The 17,930-nt window shown below is 56.2% G+C and carries 19 protein-coding genes; 13 read left to right on the top strand and 6 right to left on the bottom strand.

Annotation, left to right across the window (positions count from 1 at the left end):
- Nucleotides 1-127 precede the first annotated feature (127 nt).
- From HB779_RS08665 to glcF, 4 genes are read left to right on the top strand one after another with little or no spacing between them, the layout of a single operon-like run.
- On the top strand, nucleotides 128-1,624 hold the full coding sequence (locus HB779_RS08665; RefSeq protein WP_188345317.1) for an FAD-linked oxidase C-terminal domain-containing protein: 1,497 nt from the start codon (nucleotides 128-130) through the stop codon (nucleotides 1,622-1,624).
- A gap of 3 nt (nucleotides 1,625-1,627) precedes the next feature.
- Nucleotides 1,628-2,197 (top strand): ASCH domain-containing protein, encoded by a 570-nt coding sequence (locus HB779_RS08670; protein WP_188345318.1) that lies wholly within the window; start codon nucleotides 1,628-1,630, stop codon nucleotides 2,195-2,197.
- Nucleotide 2,198: 1 nt separating this feature from the next.
- On the top strand, nucleotides 2,199-3,410 hold the full coding sequence (locus tag HB779_RS08675; protein ID WP_188345319.1) for an FAD-binding protein: 1,212 nt from the start codon (nucleotides 2,199-2,201) through the stop codon (nucleotides 3,408-3,410).
- Nucleotide 3,411: 1 nt separating this feature from the next.
- The gene (glcF, locus tag HB779_RS08680) at nucleotides 3,412-4,737 is read left to right on the top strand and encodes a glycolate oxidase subunit GlcF (protein WP_188345320.1); all 1,326 of its coding nucleotides are present in this window, start codon (nucleotides 3,412-3,414) and stop codon (nucleotides 4,735-4,737) included.
- Between the two features lie 83 nt (nucleotides 4,738-4,820).
- Here the strand turns inward: glcF and HB779_RS08685 are convergent, their stop codons facing one another.
- Nucleotides 4,821-5,609: a L,D-transpeptidase gene (locus HB779_RS08685; protein WP_188345321.1), complete on the bottom strand. Its 789-nt coding sequence runs from the start codon at nucleotides 5,607-5,609 to the stop codon at nucleotides 4,821-4,823.
- 197 nt (nucleotides 5,610-5,806) lie between these two features.
- On the opposite strand from HB779_RS08685, the gene HB779_RS08690 reads away from it, so the two are divergent.
- The 6 genes from HB779_RS08690 (at nucleotide 5,807) to msrA (ending at nucleotide 11,265) form a co-directional block, all read left to right on the top strand.
- On the top strand, nucleotides 5,807-6,454 hold the full coding sequence (locus tag HB779_RS08690; RefSeq protein WP_188345322.1) for a DNA-3-methyladenine glycosylase I: 648 nt from the start codon (nucleotides 5,807-5,809) through the stop codon (nucleotides 6,452-6,454).
- Between the two features lie 152 nt (nucleotides 6,455-6,606).
- Nucleotides 6,607-8,118, top strand: coding sequence for a histidine--tRNA ligase (hisS, locus tag HB779_RS08695; RefSeq protein ID WP_188345323.1), 1,512 nt, complete (start codon nucleotides 6,607-6,609; stop codon nucleotides 8,116-8,118).
- Between the two features lie 6 nt (nucleotides 8,119-8,124).
- Entirely contained in the window at nucleotides 8,125-9,255 is a 1,131-nt protein-coding gene (locus HB779_RS08700) for an ATP phosphoribosyltransferase regulatory subunit (RefSeq protein WP_188345324.1), read from the top strand.
- A complete protein-coding gene (gene hisG, locus HB779_RS08705) occupies nucleotides 9,252-9,950 on the top strand; it encodes an ATP phosphoribosyltransferase (RefSeq protein WP_188345325.1) in 699 nt (232 codons plus the stop codon). The genes HB779_RS08700 and hisG overlap by 4 nt, the downstream gene beginning before the upstream one ends.
- Nucleotides 9,951-10,063: 113 nt before the next feature.
- Entirely contained in the window at nucleotides 10,064-10,558 is a 495-nt protein-coding gene (gene msrB / locus HB779_RS08710; protein ID WP_188345326.1) for a peptide-methionine (R)-S-oxide reductase MsrB, read from the top strand.
- 20 nt (nucleotides 10,559-10,578) lie between these two features.
- Nucleotides 10,579-11,265, top strand: a complete 687-nt coding sequence (gene msrA, locus HB779_RS08715) for a peptide-methionine (S)-S-oxide reductase MsrA (protein ID WP_188345327.1) — start codon at nucleotides 10,579-10,581, stop codon at nucleotides 11,263-11,265.
- 68 nt (nucleotides 11,266-11,333) lie between these two features.
- Here the strand turns inward: msrA and HB779_RS08720 are convergent, their stop codons facing one another.
- Nucleotides 11,334-11,750 carry a DoxX family protein gene (locus tag HB779_RS08720; RefSeq protein WP_188345328.1) on the bottom strand — a complete coding sequence of 139 codons (417 nt, stop codon included), beginning with the start codon at nucleotides 11,748-11,750 and terminating at the stop codon, nucleotides 11,334-11,336.
- 104 nt (nucleotides 11,751-11,854) lie between these two features.
- A complete protein-coding gene (fumC, locus tag HB779_RS08725) occupies nucleotides 11,855-13,246 on the bottom strand; it encodes a class II fumarate hydratase (RefSeq protein ID WP_188345329.1) in 1,392 nt (463 codons plus the stop codon).
- Nucleotides 13,247-13,477: 231 nt separating this feature from the next.
- Between fumC and HB779_RS08730 the strand changes: the two genes are divergently transcribed.
- Together HB779_RS08730 and HB779_RS08735 are read left to right on the top strand one after the other, a co-directional pair.
- Nucleotides 13,478-13,885, top strand: coding sequence for an SRPBCC family protein (locus tag HB779_RS08730; RefSeq protein ID WP_188345330.1), 408 nt, complete (start codon nucleotides 13,478-13,480; stop codon nucleotides 13,883-13,885).
- 9 nt (nucleotides 13,886-13,894) lie between these two features.
- A complete protein-coding gene (locus HB779_RS08735) occupies nucleotides 13,895-14,248 on the top strand; it encodes a VOC family protein (RefSeq protein WP_188345331.1) in 354 nt (117 codons plus the stop codon).
- A 10-nt stretch (nucleotides 14,249-14,258) separates the two neighbouring features.
- Here the strand turns inward: HB779_RS08735 and HB779_RS08740 are convergent, their stop codons facing one another.
- Together HB779_RS08740 and HB779_RS08745 are read right to left on the bottom strand one after the other, a co-directional pair.
- Nucleotides 14,259-14,939: a glutathione S-transferase family protein gene (locus HB779_RS08740; protein WP_188345332.1), complete on the bottom strand. Its 681-nt coding sequence runs from the start codon at nucleotides 14,937-14,939 to the stop codon at nucleotides 14,259-14,261.
- 68 nt (nucleotides 14,940-15,007) lie between these two features.
- Nucleotides 15,008-15,568 (bottom strand): NADPH-dependent FMN reductase, encoded by a 561-nt coding sequence (locus HB779_RS08745; protein ID WP_188345333.1) that lies wholly within the window; start codon nucleotides 15,566-15,568, stop codon nucleotides 15,008-15,010.
- A gap of 92 nt (nucleotides 15,569-15,660) precedes the next feature.
- On the opposite strand from HB779_RS08745, the gene HB779_RS08750 reads away from it, so the two are divergent.
- Nucleotides 15,661-16,068, top strand: a complete 408-nt coding sequence (locus HB779_RS08750) for a helix-turn-helix domain-containing protein (protein ID WP_188345334.1) — start codon at nucleotides 15,661-15,663, stop codon at nucleotides 16,066-16,068.
- A gap of 180 nt (nucleotides 16,069-16,248) precedes the next feature.
- Here the strand turns inward: HB779_RS08750 and groL are convergent, their stop codons facing one another.
- The gene (gene groL / locus HB779_RS08755; RefSeq protein ID WP_188345335.1) at nucleotides 16,249-17,895 is read right to left on the bottom strand and encodes a chaperonin GroEL; all 1,647 of its coding nucleotides are present in this window, start codon (nucleotides 17,893-17,895) and stop codon (nucleotides 16,249-16,251) included.
- Between the last annotated feature and the right edge of the window lie 35 nt (nucleotides 17,896-17,930).

The following is a 17,930-nucleotide window of genomic DNA, read 5'->3' on the forward strand; positions in this document are numbered from 1 at the left end:
GCGTCACTTTGGCTGTGAGCAAATGCATGACGGCGGCGTGGCAAAAGTTTAGACTGTTTACAAATTGGAGAGGTGACTGGTAAACATATTTTACCAGTGGCCGCTATCTACTGGAGAGGGAGGGTGCATGTCCGGGTTGGTGATGCCGAAAGCCGATGCGGCGACCATGTCGCACCGCAGCGAAATCGTCGCCGCCCTGCGTGCTATTGTTCCCGGCGAAGGCGTCGTTGATGTGACCAACGAAATGCGGGCTTTTGAATCCGATGCCCTGACGGCCTATCACCAGCTGCCGCTGGTTGTCGTTCTGCCCCAGACAGTCGCTCAGGTGTCTAAAATCCTCAAATATTGCCATGAGAACAACGTGAAAGTCGTGCCGCGCGGCTCCGGCACTTCGCTCTCCGGCGGTGCGCTGCCGCTGGAAGATGCGGTGCTGCTGGTCATGTCGCGGTTCAATCGTATTCTCGAAATCGATTATCCCAACCGTGTTGCCGTTGTGCAGCCGGGTGTGACCAATCTTGGCATCACGAAAGCCGTGGAGCACGAAGGCTTTTACTACGCTCCAGATCCTTCTTCGCAAATCGCCTGCTCCATCGGCGGCAATGTTGCTGAAAATTCCGGCGGCGTGCATTGCCTGAAATATGGACTTACCGCCAACAATGTCCTCGGCCTCGAAATTGTGCTCATTTCAGGCGAGGTCATCCGGCTTGGCGGCAAGCATCTGGATTCCGAGGGCTATGACCTTCTCGGGTTGATGACCGGCTCGGAAGGCCTGCTCGGCGTGGTCACTGAAGTGACGGTCCGCATCCTGCAAAAGCCCGCCACGGCGCGCGCCTTGATGGTGGGCTTTCCCACCAGCGAAGCAGCGGGGCAATGCGTTGCCGATATCATCGCTGCCGGTATCATCCCGGGCGGCATGGAGATGATGGACCGCCCGGCAATCCATGCGGCTGAGGATTTCGTTCATGCGGGTTATCCGCTTGATGTGGAAGCGCTGCTGATCATCGAACTTGATGGACCGGCAATCGAGGTCGATCATCTGATTGATATGGTCGAGACCATTGCCAACAGAAACGATGCTTCGTCCTGCGTGATTTCGCAGAGCGAAGAAGAGCGCATGTCATTCTGGGCGGGCCGCAAGGCGGCCTTTCCGGCTGTCGGGCGTATCTCTCCAGATTATCTCTGCATGGATGGCACGATCCCCCGCAAGGAATTGCCGAAGGTGCTGGCGGGAATGCGCGAGCTTTCGGAAAAATACGGTTTGCGCGTTGCCAACGTGTTTCATGCGGGCGATGGCAATCTGCATCCGCTTATCCTTTATGATGCGAATATCCCGGATGAATTGCGCAAGGCGGAAGACTTTGGCGCAGACATTCTGCGGCTGTGCGTCAAGGTGGGCGGCGTTCTCACCGGAGAACATGGCGTGGGTGTGGAAAAGCGCGACCTCATGCCGGAAATGTTCAACGAGATTGACCTGAACCAGCAAATCCGGGTGAAATGCGCCTTTGACGACAAGCACCTGCTCAATCCGGGCAAGGTGTTTCCGCAATTGCACCGCTGCGCCGAACTTGGCCGTATGCATGTGCATCGCGGTCAGGTGCCGTTTCCAGATATTCCGAGATTTTAGGCGATGCTCTTCAAGGCGCAAACACTCGAGGCCATTGCACGCGGCGACGTTGATCTGGCGTTCCGGCGCTGGACCCGTCCGACCGTCAAGGCGGGCACCCGCCTTCGCACACTCATCGGTGTTGTTGTCATCGGCGACGTCATAGCCATTGATTCAGACAAACTCACAGCGGAAGACGCCAGACGTGCCGGTTTTGCCACTGTCGATGCACTCACCCGAGAACTGCGCGCCATCGACGGAACACTCTACCGCATATCAATCACCGGCGTTGAGCCCGACGAACGAACCACTTTACGCGAAGAAGCTCTCTTGGAACCGGACATCGCCGAACTGGCGATGCGTCTTGCACGCTGGGACAGCGCGGCATCATCAGCCGGATATCACCGCCAGATATTGCAGCTGATTGCCGATCATCCCGGAACAGTGGCTGCTGATCTGGCCAGGCAGTTCAATGTGGAAACAGCAAAATTCAAGCGCGATGTCCGCAAGCTCAAGGAAGTCGGTTTGACCATCAGTCTCGGCACTGGCTACCGGCTGTCGCCACGCGGCAAAAGCTTTCTGGATGCGCAATGAAATGACAACATTTACCCCCGCAACCGAGGCCGAAATTGTTGATGCGGTGCAATGGGCACTGGCTGAGGGTGCGCCTGTCGAGGTTTGCGGCCATGGTTCCAAGCGCAAGCTCGGCCGTCCCTTGCAGACAGAACATACGATTGCGCTGACAGATTATTCCGGCGTGACACTTTACGAACCGGATGAACTCGTTCTGAGCGCCAAGGCGGGAACGCCGATAGCTGAACTTGAAGCCCTGCTCGCCTCCAAGGGGCAAGCATTCCAGTTCGAACCCATGGATTATGGTCCGCTGCTGGGCGAAGCTGCCGGGCAGGGCAGTCTTGGCGGTGTGCTTGCCACCAATCTCTGCGGTCCGCGCCGGTTGAAGGCTGGGTCCGCACGCGATCATGTGCTGGGTGTGCGGGTTGTTTCGGGCCGGGGTGAACTGTTTAAATCCGGTGGCCGTGTCGTCAAGAATGTCACCGGTTACGATCTGTCCAAGGGCATGGCCAATTCCTGGGGTACGCTCGGGATTGCCACGGAAATCACCTTCAAGGTTTTGCCGGCACCGGAAACGGAAACAACGCTCATCGTTCGTGGTCTTACCGATGACGAGGCGACACGCGCCATGGCAATCGCCATGGGTTCAAGCGGTGAAGTCGCGTCCGCCGCGCACCTGCCGCTCAATATCTGTTCCCGTGTCATCGATGGTCTGTTGAAGGGTGATGCTTCTACGCTGCTGCGGCTCGAAGGCTTTGCGCCTTCCGTTGCCGACCGGGTAACCATGTTGAAAGGCCTGCTCGGCTCTGCCGGCTCCATTCAGGAAATATCCGGCGATGTCTCGCGCAAGCTCTGGCAGGAAGTGCGCGACGTTATTCCTTTTGCCGATGGTACGGAACGTCCGGTCTGGCGTGTCTCCATGGCACCGATGGAAGCTTATAAACTCGTGGCCTCCATGCGCATGGGGGCGGCGGTCGATGCCTACTATGACTGGCAGGGCGGATTGGTATGGTTGCGGCTCGACGGTGATCCGGAAGCCGAGGCTGTGCGCGTTCTCGTCAAGAAGTTCGGCGGCGGCCACGCAACGCTTGTGCGTGCGCCGGTGGCGATACGTGCCGCCATTCCGGTGTTCGAACCGCAGGCCGCAGCGCTGGCTGCCCTGTCAACGCGGCTGAAACAGCAATTTGATCCGGAGGCTATCCTCAATCCGGGCCGTATGGTTGCAGGAGTGTAGGATGCAAACCAATTTCACGCCGCAACAATTGCTCGACCCTGATGTTGCCGAGTCGGAAAAAATCCTGCGCAAATGTGTGCATTGCGGATTTTGTACCGCAACATGCCCGACCTACGTGACGCTTGGCAATGAGCTCGACAGTCCGCGCGGCCGCATTTACCTGATCAAGGACATGTTGGAAAATGGCCGTCCGGCTGATGAGCAGATCGTCAAACATGTGGATCGCTGTCTGTCCTGCCTTGCCTGCATGACCACGTGTCCGTCCGGCGTGAATTATATGCATCTGGTCGACCATGCCCGCGCCCACATTGAAAAGACCTATAAACGTCCACTCATGAACCGTCTGTCCCGTGCGCTGCTGGCTTTCGTGTTGCCGCATCCCTCGCGCCTGCGTCTGTCACTGAATGCTGCAAAACTGGGTCGGCCTTTCCTGCCGTTGTTCAATTCTGTTTCGGCGCTGAAACCCATCGCCGCCATGCTCGCCTTGGCGCCCAAATCTGTTCCGGCGAAGTCGCATTTTGCTGAACCCGGGCTGCACCCGGCAACGAAAACCAGGCGCGGCAGGGTGGCTATTCTGACCGGTTGTGCCCAGCCGGTGCTGAAGCCCGGTATCAATGAAGCCACAATCCGGCTCTTGACCCGTCTCGGTATTGAAGTGGTGGTGCCGAAAGGCGAGGGCTGCTGCGGCTCTCTTGTCCATCATATGGGCCGGGAAGACGCGGCGCTGGACGACGCGCGCCGCAATGTCGACGTCTGGACACGCGAGCTGCAAAATGGCGGTCTCGATGCGATTGTGATCACTGCTTCCGGCTGCGGAACCACAATCAAGGATTACGGGTACATGCTGCGGCTTGATCCGGCTTACAGTGAAAAAGCTTCAGTCGTTTCCGGTCTTGCCAAGGATATTACCGAGTATCTGACGACACTTGATCTGCCTGCACCGCAGCAGCCTTCAGGACTTGTCGTCGCGTATCATTCCGCCTGTTCCATGCAGCATGGCCAGAAACTGACGCATCAGCCGAAAGACCTGCTGAAAGCGGCTGGCTTCACGGTGAAGGACCCGGCGGAGGGCCATCTTTGCTGCGGCTCAGCCGGAACCTACAACATCATGCAGCCGGAGATCGCCAAGACGTTGCGCGACCGCAAGGTGAAGAACATCGAGGCGACAGGAGCCAGCATCATTGCTACGGGCAATATCGGCTGCATCACGCAGATTGCCAGCGCTGCGAAAATGCCGATTGTTCACACGGTGGAATTGCTGGATTGGGTCTATGGCGGACCACGACCGGAAGGTGTGGCCGCACTCACCCTGCAGGCCGCGGAATAGGCAAAAGAAGGGCAGCGGCCCATCAGGAACCGCTGCCCAGTTTCGGCACCGCCCCGGTGCCGTCCCCACTAACTTTTAAACTCTTACATCACCACAACTTTGGTGCCGACATTGACCCGCTCATAGAGATCGGTGACATCTTCATTGCGCATGCGGATGCATCCGCTGGAAACCGACTGGCCGATGGTCCAGGGCGCGTTTGTGCCATGAATGCGGTACAGCGTATCGCCGAGATAGAGCGCACGCGCGCCAAGCGGATTGGCTGGTCCGCCTTCCATATGCACGGGAAGAATGCGGCCCTTCTCTTTTTCACGTTTGATCATCTCGGTGGGTGGACGCCAGTCCGGCCATTCCGCCTTGCGCGAAATATTGTTGGTTCCGCTCCAGCCAAAGCCTTCCTTGCCGACGCCGACGCCATAACGGCGGGCATTGCCATCGGCTTCAACGAGAAACAGGAAATGCTGGGATGTATCGATAACAATCGTGCCGGGCGCTTCCGAGCCGCTATAGGCGATGGTCTGTGGCAGGAATTTGGGGTCCATCGTGCGTTGTTTGCGCGGCGTTTCTGCTGCTGGTTCTGCCGGGCGCCGGAACGAAACTTCACGTTTTGCTGGATTTGCTTCATCGGCAAATGGGTCGCGTGCCCGCCGATTGACAATGGCGCGGCGCGCTGGCGGCGCGGTGAACACCACATAGCCACGCGGATTGACCGCCGTGCCAACCGGGCGCTGCCGCAATTGTGTGACCCACGGCGCGGAAAGGTCCGGGCTCATGACCACGGGTGGCCGCGTCGCATAACGGTCACTGGCCCCCGCATGGGATGAAAACACGGTCAGGCAGGAGGTGGTCAGAAGCAGCAATGCAGTCTTCATCGGGATAATTCTCTTGGCAATCGACACTCCTGACATGATTTGTCAGGTTTCGGATTGAGTTTGCCCGTAGCTGGGTAGAAAAAAGTGAATCAGGATCAATAAAAAACGATTCTTTTCGGAAACTATTTGTTGTGGTTACCGGATGGTTTCAATGACTGGTTAATCCAGAGTGAAAATGTACCGAAGGGACAGACGCCATGCAAGAGCCAGCTCCTGTAAAGACCGGATTGATCACCGGCGAGGACGGTCACACACGCTGCTCGTGGCCGGGTGCGCTGCCCGAATACATCCACTATCATGATCATGAATGGGGACGCCCGGTTACGGACAACTACCGCCTGTTCGAAAAAATCTGCCTTGAAGGCTTTCAGTCGGGCCTGTCCTGGCTAACCATCCTGCGCAAGCGCGAAAATTTCCGTGAGGCCTTTGAGGGCTTTGATTTCGAGCGCATAGCCCGCTATGGCGACAAGGATATCGAACGGCTGCTTGGCAATGCGGGGATCATTCGCCATCGCGGCAAGATCACCTCGACGATCAACAACGCCAAACGCGCCATCGAACTAATCGAGGAAAAAGGCTCTCTGGCAGCATATTTCTGGAGCTTTGAACCACCTGTCGAAGAGCGGCCCAAGCGCGTGGATTATGCTACCGTGATTGCCAATCCTTCGACAGCCGCATCGGTGCGCCTCTCCAAGGATTTGAAAAAGCGCGGCTTCAGCTTTGTCGGCCCAACCACCATGTATGCGCATATGCAGGCGATGGGACTGGTGAACGATCACTTCGAAGGCTGTAAATGCCGGGAGGAGATCGAAAAGATTCGCGCGAACTTCAAGCGGCCTGTCTGATCTTTCGACTCCAAGTTGAAAACCGCCTGTGGACTTGCTTTGCTGCGGCAATTGCGAGCCGTTAGCGCTTCCTTCCTTGCCCTCGATGGCCTGATAAGCTAAGGCAAACGCGCTTCGGCAATCAATAAATCTCAGGGTATCGGATCAGAATCATGACAACGAAGGCAGACAGATTGAAAGCGCGGCTGCCGCGCGGTTTTGTAGACCGTGTGCCGGACGATTTGCGCGCTGCCGAAAAGATGATGACGGAGATCCGCAAGGTCTACGAACTCTATGGGTTCGAACCTGTGGAGACCCCCCTGATTGAGTACACCGATGCGCTCGGCAAGTTTCTGCCGGATCAGGACCGCCCGAATGAGGGCGTGTTTTCCTTTCAGGACGATGACGAGCAGTGGTTGTCGCTGCGCTACGACCTGACAGCGCCGCTGGCGCGTTTCGTTGCGGAAAATTTCGAGAGCCTTGCCAAGCCCTATCGCAGCTATCGCGCCGGTTGGGTGTTCCGCAATGAAAAGCCTGGCCCCGGCCGCTACCGTCAGTTTATGCAGTTCGACGCCGACACCGTTGGCGCGCCCTCCGTCGCGGCGGATGCGGAAATGTGTATGATGATGGCGGACGTCATGGAAGCCGTCGGTATCAAGCGCGGCGATTACGTGATCCGCGTCAACAACCGCAAGGTTCTCGACGGTGTTCTGGAATCCATTGGTCTTGGCGGTGATGACAAAATGGGCCAGCGTCTGGTTGTTCTGCGGGCCATCGACAAGCTCGACAAGTTCGGTCCTGAAGGTGTACGCCAGCTGCTCGGCAAAGGCCGTCTGGACGAAAGCGGCGACTATACCAAGGGTGCCGGTCTCGATGAGGAGGCCATTTCCAAGGTGCTTGATTTCACCTCGGCTGGCGGTGCCAATGGCAGCCAGACCATCACCAATCTGGAACAAGTCGTTGCTGGTAATGACAAGGGTGTGGAAGGTGTTGCGGAACTCGCAACAATCGAAGCACTGTCCGCTGCCGCCGGCTACGGCGAGCGCATCCGCGTTGATCCTTCGGTTGTACGCGGTCTTGAATATTACACCGGCCCGGTTTTCGAGGCTGAACTGACCTTCGACGTTACCAACGAAAAGGGCGAAAAGGTTGTGTTCGGATCTGTCGGCGGTGGTGGCCGTTATGACGGCCTCGTGTCGCGTTTCCGCGGCGAGCCAACCCCGGCAACCGGGTTTTCGATCGGCGTCTCGCGTCTGATGACGGCGCTGACCAATCTCGGCAAGCTCGACACGTCAGACAATGTTGGACCCGTGGTTGTTCTGGTCATGGACCGCGACACGGAAAGCCTTGGCCGCTACCAGAAGATGGTCTCCGACCTGCGTCAGGCAGGCATCCGTGCCGAAATGTATCTCGGCGGTTCCGGCATGAAGCCGCAGATGAAATATGCGGATCGCCGTGGAGCGCCCTGCGTGATCATTCAGGGCTCGCAGGAGCGCGACAATGGCGAAGTGCAGATCAAGGATTTGATCGAAGGCGCGCGCCTATCCGCTGAAATCGAGGACAATGTGACCTGGCGTGAAGGCCGTCAGGCTCAGATCACTGCCAAGGAAACCGATCTTGTAACGGAAGTGCGCAAGATTCTCGATGCTCAGGCCGAGGATCGTGCCGTGCTCAAGGCGCGCTAATCCAATATGACAGGTTCCCGCGCTCCCGTCTTTGCCAGTGATCTTGCCGCGCTGATTTCAGCGCGGGATGCGGAGCTTGTCGATATCCCGGTGATCCAGCCTGCGGACCAGTTTCTTGATATGGCAGGCGAGGACTTGCGGCGCCGCATTTTTCTGACCGAAAACGAAAACGGCCAAAGCCTGTGCCTGCGTCCGGAATTCACCATTCCAGTCTGCCGCAACCACATTGAGCTGAATGCAGCGACCCCCAAGCGCTATGCCTATCTCGGCGAAGTGTTCCGGCAGCGGCGCGAGGGTGGCAATGAGTTCTTTCAGGCCGGGATCGAAGATCTGGGCGATGCCAACCGCGCCCGTGCCGATGCCCGTTCTGTGGCCGATGCAATTGCGTCCATCCGTCTTGTCGCACCGAATGCCGAGCTGGAAACGCTGCTTGGCGATCAGGCCATCTTCGAGGCCGTGCTTGCCGCACTTGGACTACCGCGCGGCTGGCAGAAGAAGCTGGCGCGTGCTTTCGGCAATCCGGGTCAGTTGAAAAGCCTGCTCGCTGATCTCTCATCGAACCAGAACAATGGCTCGTTGCCCGAACGACTAGCTGTTTTGGTTGCAAAAGGCGATGAGGCCGGACTTGCTGCGGAACTTGAACAGGACATGCAGGCTGCCGGTATTTCGCCGGGCGCTGGCCGCAGTCCCCATGAGATCGCGCGCCGCCTGATCGAGAAGGCCAATCTTGCTTCGGTCAAACTGCCGGCGCAGGCCTTTGCTGCGCTAGAAACATTTCTGGCCATTCGCGTGCCGGTTCAGACAGCTGCCACGCATCTGCGTACCTTCGCGCGCGCCAACGAATTTGATCTCGGCCCGGCGCTCGATCAGTTTGAAGCGCGTGTTGTCGCCATCAGGGAAGCAGGCATCGGGCAGGAAAACATCGTTTATGACGCTGCGTTTGGCCGTCCGCTCGATTATTACACGGGCCTTGTTTACGAAACGCGCGCTCTGAACAACCTTGATCTTGGCGCTATCGTCGGTGGCGGGCGTTATGACCGTCTGCTGACGATGCTCGGTGCAGTCGATTCCATTCCCGGTGTCGGATTTTCCATCTGGCTCGACCGGCTGGAGAAAATTGCCGGAGGCGCGCAATGACCATTACGCTTGCGCTTCCCTCCAAAGGCCGCCTGAAAGAACAGGCACTCGAGGTTCTGCAAAAGGCCGGGCTGACCGTCATCCTGCCAAAAGACCAGCGCAATTACCGTGCGCAGGTCGACGGCGATAGCAAGATCGATATCCTGTTTCTGTCGGCCTCCGAGATTGCCCGTGAGCTTGGCTATGGCAGCGTTGATCTCGGCGTCACCGGCGAGGACCTGATCCGTGAAACATTGTCCGCCGCCGATGAGCGCGTGCAGATCGAAGCGCGCCTTGGCTTTGGCCACGCGGATGTTGTCGTTGCCGTACCTGAAGTCTGGCATGACGTTTCGACAATGGCTGATCTCGATGACGTGGCTGCGGAATTCCGCCAGCGTCACGGCAGACGCCTGCGCATTGCCACCAAATACTGGCGTTTGACCCAGCAGTTTTTCTCGACGATGCACGGAATTCAGGTTTACCGCATCGTGGAAAGCCTCGGTGCCACCGAAGGAGCGCCTGCTTCGGGTTCTGCCGATATCATCGTAGATATCACCTCAACCGGCTCCACACTGCAGGCCAACCATCTGAAAGTGCTGGAAGACGGCGTGATCCTCAAATCCGAGGCGTGCCTGATTTCCTCACGCAAAAATGCCGATCCGGCTGCCGTTGCTGCTCTGGCGCAGCGTATCAAGGATGCTCTCGGCTCACGTTGATCTATCAACTATCCGTGATTCTGCCCCCGTTCTGTAACTTTTATGGCTTGCCATACGTATTCCCTGTCAGATGACTGATATGCTTCGGTCATCCTGTTCAGGGAGACATTGTCATGATGACACGCCGATCACTTTTTGGCGGAGCTGTTCTGGGACTTGGAGCGCTGATCGCATCGCGCTTTTCCAACACGCCCAAGGCCTATGCAGCAGGCACGTTTGAAGTTGAGCATACGGATGCTGAGTGGAAAAAGCTGCTGACCGCCGACCAGTATGATGTGCTGCGGCAGGAAGGTACCGAGCGCCCGTTCACCAGCCCGCTCAACCACGAAAAGCGCAAAGGCACATTTGCCTGCGCCGGGTGCGATCTGCCGCTCTTCGAATCCGATACGAAATTTGACAGTGGCACCGGCTGGCCGAGCTTCTGGTCGCCGATCAAAGGCGCTGTTACCGAGGTAACAGACAGGTCCTTTGGCATGTCACGCACTGCGGTCAATTGCCATCGTTGCGGCGGCCATCTCGGTCATGTGTTCGATGACGGACCCAAGCCGACGGGCCTTCGCTATTGCATGAACGGTGTCGCAATGAAGTTCACCCCGGCTGCCGCCTGATTTTACGATAGGAAACCAACATGAAACTGCGTCATTTACTGCTTGCCTCTTGTCTGGCCTTCGCCCCGGCGACGGCATCCGCCGAAAAGATAACCATGGTGCCGCCGCCCGCGATGGACCAGACCGCTGCAGCCAAAACCGAAACCATTGTTCTGGCAGGTGGCTGTTTCTGGGGCGTACAAGGTGTCTACCAGCATCTGAAGGGTGTCACCAATGCAGTCTCCGGGTATTCCGGCGGCAAGAAAGAAACTGCCAGTTACGAGACCGTCAGCTCTGGAACCACCGGCCATGCGGAATCCGTTGAAGTGACATTCGATCCCAAAACGGTGAGCCTCGGCAAGATCCTGCAGGTCTATTTCTCCGTGGTTCATAACCCTACGGAACTCAACCGGCAGGGCCCTGATTCAGGCACACAATATCGCTCGGCTATTTTTACCACAACGGATGATCAGGCGAAGATTGCCAAGGCCTATGTGGACCAGCTCGACAAGGCCAAGGTTTATTCGGACCCGATCGTTACCAAGATTTCAACGCTGGATAAATTCTACCCTGCGGAAGGCTACCATCAGGACTACGCAACTCTGAATCCAACCCAGCCCTATATCGCCTATAATGATCTGCCGAAGATCGAGGGCCTCAGCAAATACTTTCCGCAGGATTACCGCGCCAAACCGGTGCTGGTGAGTGAAGTCAAGGCTTCCAACTAAACGGTAGCCGTGGACAACTAAAAGGCCGCTGAGAAGCGGCCTTTTCATTTTGGACATGCAATCAGTAATTAACCGCGCTTGCCGTCAATCGAGTATGCACCGGCGCCGTGCAGAGCCAGCACAAAGAAACCGCCAGCAATAGCAAGGTTCTTGAAGAACTGGGTCTGGTTTGCCTGATCCCATGGAGCAATGTGGGCAACGAGTGCCGCACCGATGGTGAAGACACCCAGAAGAACTGCGGCATAGCGGGTCTTGAAGCCGAATAGAACAGCAAGGCCGCCAACAAGTTCAACCAATCCAACGATGACCGCAGTCACTGTCGGCAAAGGCAGGCTCTTGGCAGCAAAATACTCTGCCGTACCGGCAAGGTTCGTCAGCTTGCCATATCCCGCAGGAATAAACAGAAGCGTCAGCAGAATGCGACTGACCAAAGTTACAATGGCATTGCTGGATGTTGTCGAGTTGGCAAGTGCGTTGTCTGACATGGGTGGTTCTCCGAGTTTGTCGTGACAATCGATAACTAAAATCGATTGTCAAACAAAGTCACTATTTTCTCGACACATTGTTCACAATGAAATGATTTTCTCTTTTACTCCGGTGCAATCATGCGTTCCGGGCGCACAAGGCGGTCATAATCCTCGGCCGAAACATGGCCGCTGGCCAATGCTTCTTCGCGCAAGGTGGTGCCGTTCTTGTGTGCAGTCTTGGCAATTTTGGCTGCATTGTCATAGCCAATAGCAGGTGCCAAGGCGGTAACCAGCATCAGCGAGCGCTCCAGCAGGTCCTTGATGCGCACCTCGTCCGCTTCAATGCCTTCAACGCAATTGTCGGCGAAAGATACCATCGAATCCGCAAGCAGGCGGATCGATTGCAGAACGTTAAGGGCAATCACCGGCTTGAACACATTGAGTTCGAAATGGCCTTGGCTCGCAGCAACGGTGACTGTCGTCTGGTTACCGAAAACCTGCGCGGCAACCATGGTCAGTGCCTCCGCCTGGGTTGGGTTGACTTTGCCAGGCATGATTGATGAGCCCGGCTCGTTTTCCGGCAGCTTCAGTTCACCAAGACCTGAACGCGGACCGGAACCCAGGAAGCGGATGTCATTGGCGATCTTGAAAAGATCTGTGGCGAGTGAATTCAGGCTGCCGTGGAAATTGGCAAGTGCGCCGTGGCTGGCGAGTGCTTCGAACTTGTTCGGAGCGGTCTTGAAGCTAAGGCCTGTAATATCGGATACCGCCTCGGCAAAGCCCGTTTCGAAACCGATTGGTGCATTGAGCCCGGTACCGACGGCGGTACCGCCCTGTGCAAGCAGAAACACATCGGCAAGGCTTTGTTCGATCCGCTTGCGCGCGTATTCAAGAGCGGCGCGATAACCGGAGAATTCCTGACCGAGCGTGACCGGCGTTGCATCCTGTGTGTGGGTGCGGCCGATCTTGATAATGTCAGCGAATGCCTTTTCCTTCTTCGCCAGTGCGGCGGTCAGATGATCAAGGGCAGGGTAGAGCCGCTTGGTGGCCTCAACGGCTGTTGCGATATGGATCGCTGTCGGGAACGTATCGTTCGACGACTGGCTCATATTGACGTGGTCGTTCGGATGAACCGGCTTTTTCGATCCCTTGACGCCGCCGAGCATTTCGATGGCCCGGTTGGAGATGACTTCATTCGCATTCATGTTGGACTGTGTGCCCGAGCCCGTCTGCCAGACAACCAGCGGAAAGTGCTCGTCGAGCTTGCCTTCGATGACTTCCTCGGCAGCAACTGTGATTGCACGGCCTGTTACTTCGTCGAGCTTGCCCAATGCCATATTGGTTTCGGCCGCAGCACGCTTGACGATACCAAGTGCCCGAACGAGCGGGATTGGCATTCTTTCGTTACCGATCTTGAAATTGTGCAGTGAGCGTTCGGTTTGTGCGCCCCAATATTTGTCCGCGGCGACTTCGATTGGCCCAAAAGTATCTGTTTCGGTGCGGGTATTGCTCATTGTGTTCTCTTCCTGTTGGGAGTTGCCGGAAGCACTACTGCTAACCTTGATGGGAGGCAAGGTTAGCGAGGGAAATGTTGTTCTGGAAATCACCCGGCAATACGATAAAATCGATTATAGAGTATTTCATCCAAACGAAAATTTGGACACCATCATTGATCAATGCGCTCGAAACGGCGCGGAATGCTGGTAAATGACAGATGCTGCATGATTCACTCGGGAGGACAGGCCGTGACGATCCGGGAATCACGAACACTTCAAATCTCCGTCAACCGCGAATGGCGGTCAGCCTATGATTATGCGTCAAATCCGGAGAATGTGCCGAAATGGGCATCGGGACTGGCCTCGGGTCTGCAAAAGTCCGGCAATGAATGGCTTGCCGATGGCCCGGCTGGAAAGCTGCGTATCCGGTTCGCACCCCGCAATGATTACGGCGTTCTTGATCATTGGGTAATCACCGAAACCGGGGAAGAAGTCTATGTTCCGTTGCGGGTGGTTGCCAACGATGCGGGGTGTGAAATCAGTTTCACCCTGTTCCGCATGCCGGATATGAACGAAGCAAAGTTTGCAGAAGATGCGGCATGGGTTATGCGGGATCTCAATGCATTACGCGCTGTTTTAGAATCAGAAAAGTTGTGAGGAAAAGACATGGCCGGTTCAGGCAGGGATAAACGCATCAACTATATCGAATTGAATGTGAGCGATATCGGCCGCATGCGTGCGTTCTATGGCGATGCTTTCGGCTGGTCCTTCACTGATTATGGTCCTGATTATTGCGAATTCTCCGATGGCAATATGAATGGCGGATTCGCCAAGGGCGGCGAGATCAAGCCGGGTGGGCCGCTGGTTATCCTGTTTGCCGATGATCTTGCCGACACGCAAAGCCGGGTCGAAACTGCGGGCGGGACAATCGTCAACCCCATTTTCGATTTTCCGGGAGGGCGTCGTTTTCATTTCACCGACCCGGAAGGTTATGAACTGGCGGTCTGGTCAGACAAATAAGCGCTGACGCTTACGCCGCCTGTTTCAGCATATGCGCGTCATAACGTTCCATGAACTGGCGCAGAAGCTGTGGATATTCGGGTGTCACTGCCGCCTTGACGCTCGGGCGCTCAGCCAGTGCCTGACGCCAGGCCCGCACTTTCGGATAGCTGGTGAATACGCCCTGATCCGCGATTTCATCAAAAGTGTCGAAGTAGCGGAAGACCGGTGCAAACACTGCGTCAACAAGGCTGAATTTTGCTCCGGCAAAGAATGGTCCTTCGCCAAGAACATCTTCTATGCGGCCAAATTTCTGTGTCAGCACTTTGAGCTTTTCATCGAAGACGGCAGCGTCTTTGGTGGTCTCAAGGCCCCAGATATCAGCAAGGATGGTTGATCCATACTCCATCCAGCCGCGATGACGGGCACGATCGAGCGCATTGTCCGGGTGCAGGCGTGGTTCGCCTTGGGTCTCTTCGATATATTTGGCGATGACGGAGCTTTCGAACAGAACAGCTTCGCTGCCATCATCTTGCGGCACCTTCAACAAGGGCACTTTGCCAAGCGGCGAAATCTTTAGAAACCACTCTGGCTTGGCATTAAGATCGATATAGATTTTCTCGAACGGGATACCCTTTTCAGCAAGGGCGATGGCAGCCCGCTGCACATAGGGGCAGAGAAGGTGACTGATCAACGTAAGCTTCTTGGACATGGACGGGTTCTCCAGAATTCGTGTTGAACGAAAAAGGGTGGTTGCCGAAGCGACCACCCTCCTTTGCATCAGGCTGTGCGCGCTGCTTTCAGCGCATTGCCCCACCAGACCAACTGGTCCAGCTGTGCATTTGCTGCTTCATTCAGATGGGTATAGTCGCTGAGTGACTTTTCGCCTTTGACGACGGTCAGATATTCCGGGAAGGAAATATGCACGCCGGTCTTGACGGAAGCTGCGCTCATTTCGACGAAAATCACGCGGAGATGCTCAATGGCGCGGGCACCGCCGACGCCGCCGTAACCAACAAAACCAACTGGCTTGTGGATGAATTCACCCAGATCGATGGCATTCTTCAGAACAGCTGTTGGGCCATGGTTGTATTCGGCCACAGTGAAGACATAGGCGTCGAGTTCACGCAGCTTCTTCTTCCAGCGTTCTGCCGTTTCGGTTTGAGCCGTTGTAGCCCGCTCTTCGCCAAAAAACGCCATGGGATAATCCGCAAGATCAAGGATCTCAACTTCCACATCGTCGCGTTTGCCAGCGACTTCGGCGACCCATTTGGCCGGAAATTCGGCAAAGCGGCCAATCCGCGTGCTGCCAACAATGATGCCGACTTTCAGTTTCGTCATGTTCAATATTCCTCAGGGTTTTTGCTATGGTAACTATTGGTTACTGGCGCTATATAAGTGACTGTATAAAATACCCGCAAGGAGGCACTTTTTTGAAACCGAAGCACTTTGAAGTAACCTCCGCCTGCACGGCAGTGAACCACATTCTGGCTCGCGTTGGTGACAAGTGGACGGTGCTGGTTATCAACTATCTCGGCAATGGTTCAATGCGTTTCAATGAACTCAGGCGCACCATCAACGGTATTTCACAAAAGATGCTGACCAGTACCTTGCGCGGGCTTGAGCGTGACGGATTCGTGACCCGGACGGTCTATCCGACGATACCGCCGCGGGTGGATTATGAATTGACTGATCTGGGACGCGAACTGCTCGTTCCGGTCCGCGGTCTGGCTGATTGGGCGATTGCAAACGAGCAGCGCGTTGGCAATGCCCGTGCCAAATTCGACGCAGCCCACGGCATTGCACAGATTGCTGAAACGTTCGCCGAGGCGGCTGAGTAAATGCTGTCACCGTCGTTATTTGAAACAGGTGGTGTGGCTGTTGAGCTGTTGTCAGGTTGATAAAATCGTATGAGCGATAATTTCATCGACATGCGCACTGAGATAGAGCGCTGCAAAGTCCAGACAACAAAAAAGGCGGGTCGAAACCCGCCTTTCCCGTATGTGCTTGGATAAGACTTCTTAGAAGTCCATACCGCCCATGCCGCCCATTCCGCCGCCTGGCATCTGGGGAGCGCCGCCATTGTCCTTCTTAGGAGCTTCGGCGATCATGGCTTCTGTTGTTACGAGAAGACCAGCAACCGATGCTGCGTCCTGCAGAGCAGTACGAACAACCTTGACCGGATCGACGATGCCGAGAGCGATCAGATCGCCGTACTCGCCATTGGCTGCATTGTAGCCGTAGGTGTCTTTCTTGTTCTCAAGAATCTTGCCGATAACGATGGAAGCTTCATCACCTGCGTTGGTTGCGATCTGGCGGGCCGGAGCCTGCAGAGCGCGACGAACGATGTTGATGCCAGCGTCCTGATCAGCGTTTGCACCCTTGAGTGTCAGGTTTGCCGAAGCGCGCAGAAGAGCAACACCACCGCCAGGAACGATACCTTCTTCAACAGCAGCGCGAGTTGCGTTGAGAGCGTCGTCGACGCGGTCCTTCTTTTCCTTCACTTCAACTTCCGTAGCACCGCCAACGCGGATAACGGCAACACCGCCAGCGAGCTTGGCAAGACGTTCCTGCAGCTTCTCACGGTCGTAGTCGGAAGTGGTTTCGTCGATCTGCTGCTTGATCTGGCCGACGCGGGCGTTGATTTCGCCCTTCTTGCCATGACCGTCAACGATCGTGGTGTTTTCCTTGGTGATCGACACCTTCTTGGCGCGGCCGAGCATGTCGAGCGTAACGCTTTCGAGCTTGATGCCGAGATCTTCGGAAATAACCTGACCACCGGTGAGGATCGCGATGTCTTCGAGCATTGCCTTGCGGCGATCGCCGAAGCCAGGAGCCTTGACAGCAGCAATCTTCAGGCCGCCACGCAGCTTGTTGACAACGAGTGTTGCAAGAGCTTCGCCTTCTACGTCTTCAGAAATGATAACGAGTGGCTTGGAGGTCTGAACGACAGCTTCGAGAACCGGCAGAAGAGCCTGAAGGTTCGAAAGCTTCTTTTCGTGCAGAAGGATGTAAGCGTCTTCGAGGTCAGCAACCATCTTTTCAGGGTTGGTGACGAAGTATGGGCTGAGGTAGCCGCGGTCGAACTGCATGCCTTCGACGACTTCGAGCTCGGTGTCAGCGGTCTTGGCTTCTTCAACGGTGATAACACCCTCGTTGCCGACCTTCTGCATTGCCTTGGCAATCATTTCGCCGATTTCAGTTTCGCCATTGGCAGAGATCGTGCCAACCTGCGCAACTTCTTCCGAAGTCTTGATCTTCTTGGCGCTCTTGCCGAGCTGCTTGACAACTTCAGCAACAGCAAGATCGATGCCGCGCTTCAGATCCATCGGGTTCATGCCAGCAGCAACAGCCTTGCCGCCTTCCTGAACGATAGCCTGGGCAAGAACAGTAGCGGTCGTGGTGCCGTCGCCGGCAATGTCGTTCGTCTTCGAAGCGACTTCACGAACCATCTGTGCGCCCATGTTTTCGAACTTGTCTTCAAGTTCGATTTCCTTGGCAACAGTTACGCCGTCCTTGGTGATGCGCGGAGCGCCGAAGGACTTGTCGATAACAACGTTGCGGCCTTTCGGGCCGAGCGTTACCTTGACAGCGTCAGCAAGGATGTTGACACCGCGCAGCATGCGCTCGCGCGCGTCGCGGCCGAATTTTACTTCTTTGGCAGCCATTTTATCTCTCCTGGGATTGAACCCGGTTTGATCTT

The organism is Phyllobacterium sp. 628 (genome assembly GCF_014189505.1).
Lineage (GTDB): Bacteria > Pseudomonadota > Alphaproteobacteria > Rhizobiales > Rhizobiaceae > Phyllobacterium.